Raw genomic sequence first — 12,691 nt, 5'->3', positions numbered from 1 at the left:
CCCGAGACCTGCACGGCGTGGCGGATGTAGCGGTCGAGCTGTTCGTCGTCGCGGATGATCTCCATGGCCCGCCCGCCCAGTACATAGGACGGCCGGATCACCACCGGATAGCCCACCTGGTGCGCCCCGGCGAAGGCCTCGTCGCGTGACCGCGCGATGGCGTTGATCGGCTGCTGAATCTTCAGGCGGTGCAGCAGCTGCTGGAACCGCTCGCGGTCCTCGGCCAGGTCGATGGCGTCCGGCGTGGTCCCAAGGATCGGGATGCCGGCGTCCTCCAGCGGCTTGGCCAGCTTCAGCGGCGTCTGGCCGCCGAACTGCACGATGACGCCCAGCAGCGTGCCCTTGGATTGCTCGACGTGGATCAGTTCGAGCACATCTTCCGCGGTCAACGGCTCGAAGTAGAGCCGATCGGAGGTGTCGTAGTCCGTCGAAACCGTCTCGGGATTGCAGTTCACCATGATCGACTCCACGCCGATCTCGTCGAGCGCGAAGGCCGCGTGGCAGCAGCAGTAGTCGAACTCGATGCCCTGGCCGATGCGGTTCGGCCCGCCGCCCAGGATGATCGCCTTCTTGCGGTCCGACGGGTCGCTCTCGCAGTCCGGCGCCTGGCCGAGCGCGCCGGTCTCATAGGTCGAGTACATGTAGGGCGTCTCGGCCCGGAACTCGCCGGCGCAGCTGTCGATGCGCTTGAACACCGGCCGCACGCCCAGCACCCGGCGCTCGGCGCGCACCAGGGCCTCGGTGGACCCGGTCAGGGCCGCGAGCCGCGCGTCGGAGAACCCCTGAGCCTTCAGCGCGCGGAAGCCCTGCGCGGTCTCCGGCAGGCCCTGCGCGCGCACCCGCGCCTCCTCGGCCACCAGGGCCTCGATCTGCCGCAGGAACCAGGGCTCGTAGGAACAGGCCGCGTGGATGTCTTCGACCGAGAGGCCATGCCGGAACGCCTGGGCGATCACCCGCAGCCGGTCGGGCGTGGGCTGGCCGAGCGCGCGCAGCACGGCGGCGTGGCCCATTTCCGGATCGTCGGCGTTCTCGATCTCGATCTCGTCGAGGCCGCAAAGGCCGGTCTCCAGCCCCCGCAGCGCCTTCTGCAGGCTCTCGGCGAAGGTGCGACCGATGGCCATCACCTCGCCCACCGACTTCATGGAGGTGGTCAGGTAGGGCTCCGATCCCGGATATTTCTCGAAGGCGAAGCGCGGGATCTTGGTGACGACGTAGTCGATGGAGGGCTCGAACGAGGCCGGCGTCGCCCCGGTGATGTCGTTCATCAGCTCATCGAGGGTGTAGCCGACGGCCAGGCGGGCGGCGACCTTGGCGATCGGGAATCCGGTGGCCTTGGAGGCCAGGGCCGAGGATCGCGACACCCGCGGGTTCATCTCGATCACCACCATCCGCCCGTCCGCGGGATTGACCGCGAACTGCACGTTGGACCCGCCGGTCTCGACGCCGATCTCGCGCAGCACCGCGATCGAGGCCGCCCGCATCCGCTGGTATTCCTTGTCGGTCAGCGTCAGGGCAGGGGCGACGGTGATGGAGTCGCCGGTGTGCACCCCCATCGGGTCGATGTTCTCGATGGAGCAGACGATGATGCAGTTGTCCGCCTTGTCGCGGACGACCTCCATTTCGTACTCCTTCCAGCCGAGCACGCTCTCCTCGATGAGCACCTCGGTGGTGGGCGACAGGTCCAGGCCGCGCTCGACGATCTCGCGGAACTCCTCGACGTTATAGGCGATGCCGCCGCCGGTGCCGGCGAGCGTGAAGCTCGGCCGCACGATCGCCGGCAGGCCCACGAACTCTAGCCCCTCAAGGGCCTCGTCCAGGGTGTGAGCGGCCTTGGACTTGGGGCTTTCCAGCCCGAGGTGGTCCATGGCGTTGCGGAACTTCTGTCGGTCCTCGGCCTTGTCGATGACCTCGGCGCGGGCCCCGATCATCTCGACGCCGTACCTGGCCAGCACGCCGGACGCGTCGAGCGCCAGCGCCGTATTCAGCGCCGTCTGGCCGCCCATGGTCGGGAGCAGGGCGTCGGGGCGCTCCTTGGCGATGATCTTCTCGACCATCTCAGGCGTGATCGGCTCGATGTAGGTGGCGTCGGCGACGTCGGGATCGGTCATGATCGTCGCCGGATTGGAGTTCACCAGCACGATCCGGTAGCCCTCGGCCCGCAGAGCCTTGCAGGCCTGCACGCCCGAATAATCGAACTCGCAGGCCTGCCCGATGACGATGGGGCCGGCGCCGATGATCAGGATCGAGGAGATGTCGGTCCGCTTGGGCATCAAGTCTCGCGCGCAAGGGCTCGCGCATGCTCGTTACGCGCCGCCCGGCCAAATCTGCAGGTTAAGCCGCCCGTTTAGAGACGGAGTGGGTGGGGCGCAAGCGGTGGGTTGAGGCGGCGCGGAACTAGCCCGTATATCCCCCGGGGCGACGTGTTCGTTTTCTGTCCACGAACCACACGAACCACACGAACGAGAGCGTCACGGCCGCCGCGCATGACAGTCCTGACCGCGCCGCCGGCGCGGTCGATCACCATTTCCGGAGTCTCTGAAACACGTCTTGTTCGTGTGGTTCGTGTGGTTCGTGTGGTTCGTGTGGTTCGTGGACAAATCTTCTGCCGAGGCGTCCGCACAGCCGTCGCTGGACGCACCCAAACAAAATGGGCCGGTGCGGACACCGGCCCATCGTTGTGGCTTGGCGGGGTTTCGCCCCCGCAAATCTGTAAGCCTCAGGCCTGGAGCTGGCCCGCCGCGGACTTGCCGCTGCGCGGATCCTTCTCGAGCTCATAGGTGATCTTCTGGCCTTCGTTGAGCGAACGCAGGCCCGCACGCTCGACCGCGGAGATGTGCACGAACACGTCAGGACCGCCTTCATCCGGTTGGATGAAGCCGAAGCCCTTGGCGCCATTGAACCATTTGACGGTGCCGGTAGCCATGTAAGTTCTAGTCCTTCGAAAGGTTATTGCCGACCGGTGCAAGCATTTGCGCCGACGATCAAAGTTCGAAAGGGGTCGGGAGGCAGGTCCGGCGCCCGGTTTGTCGAGCGGGGAAAGTCGGCCGAACCGTGACGAATTCGATACCCGGCACCGTGGAGGATTTCCAAACGCGAGGCAAGACGGGCGAAAAATTTGCAGAAAGCTCGAAACCAATTGGCGGCTTAGCCATATAACCCTGTGTGAGGCCGCGTTTATCGCGACGGCCAACTGTGGAGCGGTGTCCTATGACCCTCATCGAAAAGATCCCGACGATGACCGATGAGGAAGTGGTCAATCTGCTCGCCAACGCGCGCCGCCTGCAGGAGACGGGCGACGAGCGCCAGCAGGCCGCCGCCGCCGAACTGCTGCCCGCCCTGGAAGTGGCCGCCACCGAACGCCGCACCGAGCGCCTAGCCGCCGCCCAGGCGAAACGCGCCGCCGCCCGCAAACCCAAGAAGGTCGCCGCTTAAGCCCTGGCCTTCCCGCGGATGAGCGGCGTTTGGCAAGCTGCCAGCCCGCTAAATGCCGTCCATCGTTCCCGTATTGTTCTCGTCCGTGCTATGGCGTAGGTTCGGTGAATGGTCCACGAACCACACGAACCACACGAACGATTGGTGCACGCCGAAGAGGTCTTTTGCATCCAGGGCGCGATCTTCGAGGTCAATCGACAGATGGGCGCCGGCTTTCTGGAAGCGGTCTATCAAGAGTGCCTTGCTTTGGAATTTGCGGCGCGTTCGATCGCCTTCGTAGCGACGCCTCGGCTCACCCTCGAGTACAAGGGTGAGCCGTTACGGCAGACATATTCGCCGGACTTCATCTGCTTCGGCGCAGTCATCGTCGAATTGAAGGCGCTGAGCGAGTTCGCCGCCGAACACCGGGCGCAGGTCATCAACTATCTGAAGGCGACGGGTCTGCGGGTCGGGTTGCTCGTGAATTTTGGATGCGCGCCCAAGGCGCGCATCGAACGCTTCGTCCTCTAACCTTCGTTCGTGTGGTTCGTGTGGTTCGTGGACAAATCTACTTCTTCGCGTCCATCAGCCCCGCGAACCGTTCGAACAGGTAGAGGCTGTCGGTGGGGCCGGGGGAGGCTTCCGGGTGGTGCTGCACGCTGAACACCGGGCGGTCCCTTAGCGCGATGCCGGCGTTGGTGCCGTCGAACAGCGAGACGTGGGTCTCCACCACCGGCTCGGGCAGGCTCGCGCGGTCCACCGTGAAGCCGTGGTTCATGGAGACGATCTCGACCTTGCCGGTGGTCAGGTCCTTCACCGGATGGTTCGCCCCATGGTGGCCCTGCTCCATCTTCACCGTCCGGGCCCCCAGCGCCAGCGACAGCATCTGATGGCCGAGGCAGATGCCGAACACCGGGGTGCCGCTTTCCACCAGCTTCCGGATTTCCGGCACGGCGTATTCGCCGGTCGCCGCCGGGTCGCCGGGGCCGTTCGACAAGAGGACCCCGTCGGGCTTCCTCGCCAGGATGTCCTCGGCGCTGGTCGAGGCCGGCACCACGGTCGCGCGTGCGCCGACGCTGGTGAGCGCCCGCAGGATGTTGCGCTTCACGCCATAGTCGACGACCACCACCTCGTACTTCGGTCGGCCCGGTTTGGCGTAGCCGTCCGGCCACGACCACAGGCCGTCGTCATAGACGAACGGCTGCAGGCAGGAGGCGTCCTTGGCGAGGTCCAGGCCCTCCAGCCCGCCCCAGGCCTTGGCCCGCGCCACCAGGGCGTCGAGGTCGAACTTCCCGTCCGGGGCGTGGGCGATCACCGCGTGCGGCATGCCGTGCTCGCGGATCGAGCGCGTCAGCGCCCGGGTGTCGACCCCGGCCAGGCCCACGACGCCGCGCCGGGCCATCCAGGTGGGAAGGTCGCTGTCGGCCCGCCAGCTGGCCGGCGCGGTCGGCAGGTCGCGGAAGATCGCGCCCCTGGCCGCGGTCTCCGCCGAACCCGACATCTGTTCCAGGTCCTCGGCGGTGGTTCCGGTGTTGCCGACGTGCGGGAAGGTGAAGGCCACGATCTGGGCCATGTAGGAGGGGTCGGTGAGGATCTCCTGGTAGCCGGTCATGGCGGTGTTGAAACAGACCTCGCCCACCGCTTCGCCGACCGCGCCGACGCCGAACCCCTGCAGCACGGTCCCGTCCGCGAGCGCCAGCACGCCGGTGCAGCCGGGCAACAGGTCGCGGCTCATGGGCAGGCACTCCTTTTGGGCAAACGGCCGCGTAGGTAGTGAGTCCCCGACGCGCGGTCAATGTGCGCATATCGCACGCCCACGGACGCAGGAGCACCCCGGATGAGCGAGACCTACATCGATCCGGACCGCGCGGCCTGGGAGGTCTTCAAGTCGCTGCCCAAGGACCAGCCGATCCACATGCTCAACCTGGTCCGGCTGAAGCCCAAGGCGGAGTATCCCGAGGGTCACCCGGACCACGGCAAGGACCTCTCCGGCCTCGACGCCTACCGCGCCTACGGCCGGACCACCGCGCCGATCTTCAAGCGGCTCGGCGGGCGCCAGGTCTGGGTGGGGAAGCCTGAAGTGATGGTCACCGGCCCGCAGGCCGAGGCCTGGGACCTGGCTTTCATCGCCGAGTACTCGAGCTCAGAGGCGTTCATCGCCATGGTCCGCGACCCGGAGTACCGCGAGTTCGTCAAGCACCGCACCGCCGGCGTGGCCGATTCCCGCCTGCTCAGGCTCGCCCCCGTCACCCCCGGCGAGGGCTTCGGCGAATAGCTGGCCGGAAATGAGGCCACGATGTCATTTCGCGTCGCCCGCCCGTCTGCCAGGATCGGCGCATGCTGATCCTCAAGCCCAACTGCGAGTGCTGCGACCGCGACTTGGCGCCCGACAGCCCGGACGCCCGCATCTGCAGCTTCGAATGCACCTTCTGCGCCGAGTGCGTGGAAACCCGGCTGGGCGGCGCCTGCCCCAACTGCGGCGGCGGCTTCGCCGTCCGGCCGATCCGTCCCACGGCCCTGCTCGCCAAATATCCGGCCTCCACCGAGCGGGTGGTTGGCAAACACGAGGCCTGCGCCGCCTAGGATTCTACGGCGGTGGCGAGCGCGGCCAGCAGGATGTCGGCCTCGATCGGCTTGCCGATGTGGCCGGTGGCGCCGGCCGCGGCGCTGGCGGCGCGGTCCTGCGGCGCGGTGTTGGCCGACAGCACCACCACCGGCGTCGCCGCGCGGCCCGAGGCGGCCTCTTCCTCGCGGATCGCCCGGATGGCCTCCAGCCCATCCATCACCGGCATGCGCAAGTCCATCAGCACCACGTCGAACGCGCCTACCCTCCAGGCCTCCACCGCCTGGCGGCCATCCTCGACGCAGGTGGGCGCAGCGCCGGCTGCGGCCAGCATCAGCTCGATCACCTTGCGGTTGGTCGGGTTATCGTCGGCCACCAGCACCCGCAGCGGCGCGCCCGCCGCGCCGAGCGCCGCCGCCGGTGTCGGGGCGCGCGAGGCTGCCTCGATCTCCTCGTAGTCCAAAAGCCCCGACACCAGCCGCTCCAGCTCGCCCGCCGAGGCGCGGATGTCGGCCACCAGCGCCTGCTGACCCGGCCCGAGCGTGGTGCCTTCCAGCGCCTGCGCCAGCCCCGACACTCCGTTCAGCGGGGTGCGCAGGGCATGGCTCATGTCGGCCAGGAACTCGCTCTTGGCGCGGCTGGCCGCCTCGGCGCGGACCAGCGCCTGCTCCAGCGCCTGCGCCTGTTGCTTCAGCCCGGTGATGTCGACCCGAAGGCCGATCGACCCGCCCTCCGAGGTGCGCCGGTCCTCGATCATCAACCAGCGGCCATCGGCCACCTGCTGTTCGTGCCGCTCGCCGGTCCCGGCCGCCAGCATCGCCTCGCGTCCGGCGAGCCAGGCCTCCTCGCGCCCCACCGCGCCCGGATAGTCGCCGCGCCGCACGCCTTCCCGCAACACGTCGATCAGCCGCGCGCCGGGCCGGAACAGGTCCGCCGAGCGGTGGTAGATCTCCGCGTAGCGCCGGTTCCACAGGATGTAGCGGCCGTCCGCGTCCAGGAAGACCACGCCCTCCGGGATCGCCTCGATAGCGTCGCTCAGCCGCTCGCGGGCGAGCTTCGCCTCGGCCTGCGCGGCGGCCAGCTCGCGCCCCGCCAGCCGCCGGACGATCCACCGCCAAAGCCCCGCCGCCATACCAAAGCCCCGACTCACACCGCCTGCGCATCTTCCATATCCCGAGGCCCCGCGACCCTATGCCACCGCTGATTGCGTGGGCCTGGCGGCGGGCGCCGCGCGATTGGGCGCCGGCGCCCTGGATTGTGCAGGCTTCGAACGCGGGCCGGGCGCTGCTAAGAGGCCGCCCATGCGCATCACCACGGTCGGCCTCGACGCCGATGACACCCTTTGGCACAACGAGACCATCTTCCGGCTCACCCAGGACCGCTTCCGGGCGCTGATGGCCGACGTCGCCGCGCCCGAGGTGCTGGACGAGCGGCTGGCCGCCGTGGAGCGGCGCAACCTCTCCCTCTACGGCTATGGGGTGAAGGGCTTCACCCTCTCGCTGATCGAGACGGCCATGGAGGTCACCGGCGGCGAGCCGCCCGGCCGGGTCATCGCCGATATCCTGGCCGCCGGGCGCGAGATGCTGGCCCATCCGGTCGAGCCGCTGCCGGGCGTCGACCAGGCGCTGGCGGAGCTCTCGCAGGCCTACCGTCTGGTGCTGATCACCAAGGGCGACCTGCTGCACCAGGAGCAGAAGCTCGCCGCCTCCGGCCTCGGCGACCTCTTCGTCGCCGTCGAGATCGTCAGCGAGAAGGACGCGGCCACCTACGACCGGGTGTTCGCCCGCCACGGGACCGGCGCGGCGCAGGCGGCCATGTGCGGCAACTCCCTGCGCTCCGACATCCTGCCGGCCCTGCAAGCCGGCGCCTTCGCCGCGCACGTGCCCTATCCCCTGACCTGGGCCCACGAGATGGCCGAGACCCCGCTGGGCCACCCGCGGTTCGCCGAGCTGGCCTCGATCGCCGAGCTGCCGGGCTGGGTGAGGGGGCTGGAGTAGTGATCTTATCCCCCAACGCGGGGGGAGGGCCCGATCCCTAGGACGTCCGCCGCCGCCTTTGCGGGGGGCTGATCGCCACTGCGCGCCGCAGATGCCCGGCCCACCGGCGCGCGGCGGCCAGCATCGAGGTCGCCATGACCACGAAGAAGATCATCAGCCAGAACAGCTCGCCGGTGCGGCCGCGCGCGGCGTCGCCCACCTCGTCCGGCGAGCGGCCGCCAAGCACCCGGCTGACGCCGAAATATTCGAGCGCGCCGATCGTCGCGAGCGTCACCAGCAGGGCGCCCGCGAGCCGCAGCCACATCACCAAGCGCTAATCCCCCAAATCACGACCCGACACGAATTCGTAACATCGGCCCTGAGCGGTGCGACGTCAAATGGCGATCAGCTGGCGGGGGATTGACGCGCGGCCAGAATCTCTCCAGAACAAAAGAAGAACTTTGGCTTTTCCACAGCCTTGCAGCGATCGTCCCCACGTCGTGGTTCCACCTGTGGAAAACTGCGGCGATCCGTCGACAGGCTTAGGCCATCGGCCGGTTCGCGGGCGGGTAAGTAACTCCGTTGACTGTGCCGCAGTTGGGCGGATGCATTCGGCGCAGGTACTGGCGGGATGGCGGTCCGATTCGACGAGAGCTTCCTAGACGAGATCAAGTCTCGCCTTCGCCCGTCCGACGTGATCGGCAAGACGGTGAAGCTGCGCCGGCAGGGGCGTGAGTACGTCGGCCTCTCGCCCTTCACCAAGGAGAAGACGCCGTCCTTCTACGTCAATGACGACAAGGGCCAGTTCTTCGACTTCTCGTCCGGCAAGACCGGCGACATCATTTCCTTCCTGCAGGAGAGCGAGCGGCTGACCTTCGTCGAGGCGGTCGAGCGCCTGGCCGCCGAGGCCGGCGTACCGCTGCCCGCCGTCGATCCGCGCGCCGCCGAGCAGGAGAAGGTCCGCCAGGGCCTCTCGGAGTGGCTGGAGCTCGCCGCCCAGTGGTTCGAGGCTGAGCTTCGGCGGCCGGCGGGACGGGAAGCCCGGGCTTATCTCGAAAGGCGCGGCCTGCCGGAGAAGGACTGGGCGCGCTTCCGCCTGGGCTTCTCGCCCCCCGGGCGCACGGCGCTGAAGGACTACATCATCGCCAAGGGCGCGCGCCCCGGCGAGCTGGTCGAGACCGGCCTCCTGATCGCGCCGGAGGACGGCGGGGCGCCCTACGACCGTTTCCGCGACCGCATTATCTTCCCGATCGCCGACGCCCGCGGCCGGGTGGTCTCCTTCGGCGGCCGGGCGATGGATCCGCAGGCCCGCGCCAAATACCTGAACGGCCCGGAGACATCGGTCTTCCACAAGGGCCATCACCTCTATGGCCTGGCCGAAGCCCGCAAGATCATCGCCGCGGCGCCCGCCGCCGAGACCCCGCCGCTGGCGGTGGTCGAGGGCTACATGGACGCCATCGCCTGCCACCGGGCCAACATCCCGGCGGTGGCGCCGATGGGCACGGCGCTGGGCGAAGACCAGATGGAGATCCTCTGGCGCCATCATCCGGAGCCGACGCTCAGCTTCGACGGCGACCGCGCCGGCCGCCAGGCCGCGGCGCGCACCATGGACCGGGCCCTGCCGCTGCTGAAACCCGGCAAGAGCCTCCAGTTCGCCATCGTGGAAGGCGGCAAGGACCCCGACGAGGTGCTGCGCGAGCAGGGGCCCGCCGCGCTCAAGGCCCAGCTCGCCAAGGCCACGCCCTTCGCCGAGGCCCTGTTCATCCGCGAGCGCGACGCGGAGCCCTACGACACGCCGGAACGCAAGACGGCGCTCAAGACGCGCCTGCGCAAGCTCGCGGCCACCATCGCCGACCCCGACCTGGCCCAGGCCTACAAGGAAGACCTGCTCGGCCGCTTCGAGCAGCTCTGGCCGACCCGCGAGCCGGTCTACACCGTGGGCGCTGCGGGGCGCGAGCTGTCCCGCGCCCGCTGGGACAAGCGAAAGGCGCTCGCGCTCGGCGCCACGCCGGAAGGCAAGGACGCCAGCCGCCGGCTGCGCGTCTCGCCGCGTCCGCTGGCCGCCGCCCTGGCCTTGGCCGCCGTCCGCGACCCGGGCGTGATCGACGAGAAGATCGAACTGGTCGGCGCCCGCGGCTTCGGCGACGAGAAGCTGGACAGCCTCGCCCAGGAGCTGGTCCGCCTGCGCTACGAGACCGACGGCATGGAGTTCGACGCCGCGCTCCGCCACCTGGACTCCCGCGGCTTCGGGCCGGCCATCCTCGCCACCCTCGAAGAGGACGCCCGCCGCGCCGGCGTCAGCGCGCCCTTCCTGCAAGCCACCGGCGAGCGCGCCCGCGACCTGTGGCGCCAGGCCTTCGACCTGCTGATGAACCTGGAATCCCTCGAACGCGCCGTCGAGGCCGCAGCCCGCGACCTCGACCGCGACCACGACTCATCGACCCTCGTCAGCCTCAAGACCGAGCGCGACACCCTGCGCAAACTCCTCAACAGCGACTGGTCCCATCCGGAAGAGGCGACCGCGCCGGTCCTGCCGCACTGACGGTGTGTGGCAAAATAACCCCATAATATCAGTGATGTAATGCTCGCCTGAGAACCGGACGAACCTCACCGCCCGTCGTCCGGATACCGACGACCTTGACTCCAACCCGCTTCGACGCCATCTGGCAGCGTGCGGATTTAGCGCGCTGTTGACAGGCATCGATCGGGCCGCCGCGAGCATTCGGGCGCGCCCACCCATCAGATGATGCCTCCCTCGATGTGCGGTGATCCACGTGGTCGCGCCTCTTCGCGGGCTCTCTTCGGGGGCCGGCGGCGCGGAACGACGCCACCGGCGCCGCGGGGGAAACCTTCGGGGTTGTTGTCGCGTGGCGGGTTCCCGACGCCCGGAGACCGAGCGCGACGCACTGACGCACGCGATCAGAACGGGAACGATTTGGGCGGGCGACGGGTCGTAGAGGTGCGGCCTCTCATCCGTCCGACCGCTGTAAACCATTTTCGGCCCGCGCCTTGCAGGGGTGCTGGAGCCGACCTCGGAGACCTAGATGAGCACCACCACCGCTGAAGCCGAAACGCCAGAAACCACCGGCGGCGACGGCCCGCTGCTCGACCTGACGGACGCCGCGGTCAAGAAGTTCATCAAGCAGGCCAAGGCCCGCGGCTACGTCACCATGGACGAGCTGAACAAGGTCCTGCCCTCCGAAGAAGTCACGTCCGAGGCGATCGAGGACACCCTCGCCATGCTCTCGGAAATGGGCGTCAACGTCGTCGAGGCGGAAGAAGACGCCGAGGCCGGCGGCGAGGTCGCGGTGCGCGAAGAGTCCGCCGTCGTCGAGACCGCCAAGGAAGCCGCCTACGACCGCACGGACGATCCCGTCCGTATGTATCTGCGGGAGATGGGCTCGGTGGAGCTGCTCTCCCGCGAGGGCGAGATCGCCATCGCCAAGCGCATCGAGGCCGGCCGCGACACCATGATCCGCGGCCTGTGCGAGAGCGCGCTGACCTTCGAAGCCATCATGGTCTGGCGCGAGGAGCTGGGCTCGGGCCGCATCCTGCTGCGTGAAGTGATCGACCTCGAACAGACCTACGGCGGCCTGAACGCCGGGGCGGACGCCCTGCCGGTCGAGGCGGTGGCCGAAGCCGAGGAAGAGAAGGAAGAAGCCGAGGCCGTCGAAGGCCAGCCGGAAGGCGAGAGCGACGACGACTTCGACGACGGCGCGGGCCCCACCATCAGCGCCATGGAGGCCGAGCTGCGCGAAGGCGTCATGGCCACCCTCGACGCCATCGCCGCCGAGTTCGAGAGCTTCCGCCTCTTGCAGGAAAAGCTGGTCGGCCAGCGCCTGAAGGGCGAGGACCTCTCCGACAAGGACCGCGCGGCCTATGTCACGGCCACCGGCGCCATCGTCCTGCACCTGAAGACCCTCAAGCTCAACAACAACCGCATCGAGGCGCTGGTCGAGCAGCTCTATGCGATCAACAAGCGCCTGATGGGCCTGGAAGGCCGCCTGCTCAGGCTCGCGGACAGCTACGGCATCAGCCGCGGCGAGTTCCTGAAGGCCTATTTCGGCTCCGAGCTGCGTCCGGACTGGACCGACCAGGTGAAGCCGCTGGGCGTGCGCTGGACCAAGTTCGCCGAGAACGACAACGGCCAGATCGGCGACATCCGCCACGAGATCGCGGCGCTGGCCACCGAGACCGGCGTGCCGATCGACGACTACCGCCGCATCGTCCAGACCGTCCAGAAGGGCGAGCGCGAGGCCCGCCAGGCCAAGAAGGAAATGGTCGAGGCCAACCTGCGCCTGGTGATCTCCATCGCCAAGAAGTACACCAACCGCGGCCTGCAGTTCCTTGATCTCATTCAGGAAGGCAACATCGGCCTGATGAAGGCGGTCGATAAGTTCGAATACCGCCGCGGCTACAAGTTCTCCACCTACGCCACCTGGTGGATCCGCCAGGCGATCACCCGCTCGATCGCCGACCAGGCGCGCACCATCCGCATCCCGGTGCACATGATCGAGACGATCAACAAGATCGTCCGCACCTCGCGCCAGATGCTGCACGAGATCGGCCGCGAGCCGACGCCGGAAGAACTGGCCGAGAAGCTGGCCATGCCGCTCGAGAAGGTCCGCAAGGTCCTGAAGATCGCCAAGGAGCCGATCAGCCTCGAAACCCCCCTCGGCGACGAGGAAGACAGCCACCTCGGCGACTTCATCGAAGACAAGAACGCGATCCTGCCGATCGA

Annotated in this window: 12 protein-coding genes; 7 read left to right on the top strand and 5 right to left on the bottom strand. The window is 68.4% G+C overall.

What is annotated here, in order from left to right; translation table 11 throughout:
• Together carB and JWP28_RS04385 are read right to left on the bottom strand one after the other, a co-directional pair.
• Positions 1–2,270 (bottom strand): carbamoyl-phosphate synthase large subunit (gene carB, locus JWP28_RS04390; protein ID WP_299540403.1); only part of this gene is annotated, 2,270 nt, incomplete at its 3' end.
• A gap of 446 nt (positions 2,271–2,716) precedes the next feature.
• A complete protein-coding gene (locus tag JWP28_RS04385; protein ID WP_299540401.1) occupies positions 2,717–2,923 on the bottom strand; it encodes a cold-shock protein in 207 nt (68 codons plus the stop codon).
• A gap of 284 nt (positions 2,924–3,207) precedes the next feature.
• On the opposite strand from JWP28_RS04385, the gene JWP28_RS04380 reads away from it, so the two are divergent.
• Together JWP28_RS04380 and JWP28_RS04375 are read left to right on the top strand one after the other, a co-directional pair.
• Complete coding sequence (locus JWP28_RS04380; protein WP_299540399.1) at positions 3,208–3,432, top strand: hypothetical protein; 225 nt, start codon at positions 3,208–3,210, stop codon at positions 3,430–3,432.
• 144 nt (positions 3,433–3,576) lie between these two features.
• Positions 3,577–3,942, top strand: coding sequence for a GxxExxY protein (locus JWP28_RS04375; protein WP_299540396.1), 366 nt, complete (start codon positions 3,577–3,579; stop codon positions 3,940–3,942).
• A 37-nt stretch (positions 3,943–3,979) separates the two neighbouring features.
• Here JWP28_RS04375 and carA read toward each other — a convergent pair whose 3' ends face one another.
• Complete coding sequence (carA, locus tag JWP28_RS04370) at positions 3,980–5,146, bottom strand: glutamine-hydrolyzing carbamoyl-phosphate synthase small subunit (protein WP_299540394.1); 1,167 nt, start codon at positions 5,144–5,146, stop codon at positions 3,980–3,982.
• 102 nt (positions 5,147–5,248) lie between these two features.
• On the opposite strand from carA, the gene JWP28_RS04365 reads away from it, so the two are divergent.
• Both JWP28_RS04365 and JWP28_RS04360 read left to right on the top strand, forming a co-directional pair.
• Positions 5,249–5,686 (top strand): DUF1330 domain-containing protein, encoded by a 438-nt coding sequence (locus JWP28_RS04365; RefSeq protein WP_299540392.1) that lies wholly within the window; start codon positions 5,249–5,251, stop codon positions 5,684–5,686.
• Positions 5,687–5,748: 62 nt separating this feature from the next.
• Positions 5,749–5,994: a DUF1272 domain-containing protein gene (locus tag JWP28_RS04360; RefSeq protein ID WP_299540390.1), complete on the top strand. Its 246-nt coding sequence runs from the start codon at positions 5,749–5,751 to the stop codon at positions 5,992–5,994.
• Here JWP28_RS04360 and JWP28_RS04355 read toward each other — a convergent pair.
• Positions 5,991–7,106, bottom strand: a complete 1,116-nt coding sequence (locus JWP28_RS04355; protein ID WP_299540388.1) for a response regulator — start codon at positions 7,104–7,106, stop codon at positions 5,991–5,993. The two genes, JWP28_RS04360 and JWP28_RS04355, sit on opposite strands and share 4 nt — an antisense overlap.
• Positions 7,107–7,275: 169 nt before the next feature.
• On the opposite strand from JWP28_RS04355, the gene JWP28_RS04350 reads away from it, so the two are divergent.
• Complete coding sequence (locus JWP28_RS04350; protein WP_299540386.1) at positions 7,276–7,971, top strand: HAD family hydrolase; 696 nt, start codon at positions 7,276–7,278, stop codon at positions 7,969–7,971.
• A gap of 37 nt (positions 7,972–8,008) precedes the next feature.
• Here JWP28_RS04350 and JWP28_RS04345 read toward each other — a convergent pair whose 3' ends face one another.
• The gene (locus JWP28_RS04345; protein WP_299540384.1) at positions 8,009–8,281 is read right to left on the bottom strand and encodes a hypothetical protein; all 273 of its coding nucleotides are present in this window, start codon (positions 8,279–8,281) and stop codon (positions 8,009–8,011) included.
• Between the two features lie 300 nt (positions 8,282–8,581).
• On the opposite strand from JWP28_RS04345, the gene dnaG reads away from it, so the two are divergent.
• On the top strand, positions 8,582–10,492 hold the full coding sequence (gene dnaG / locus JWP28_RS04340; RefSeq protein WP_299540381.1) for a DNA primase: 1,911 nt from the start codon (positions 8,582–8,584) through the stop codon (positions 10,490–10,492).
• 502 nt (positions 10,493–10,994) lie between these two features.
• On the top strand, positions 10,995–12,691 hold a 1,697-nt coding region (gene rpoD / locus JWP28_RS04335), incomplete at its 3' end, for an RNA polymerase sigma factor RpoD (RefSeq protein WP_299540378.1).

It is taken from the genome of Phenylobacterium sp., from assembly GCF_028290885.1.
Taxonomy (GTDB): domain Bacteria; phylum Pseudomonadota; class Alphaproteobacteria; order Caulobacterales; family Caulobacteraceae; genus Phenylobacterium.
This window is presented reverse-complemented; position numbering and strand designations above follow the sequence as displayed.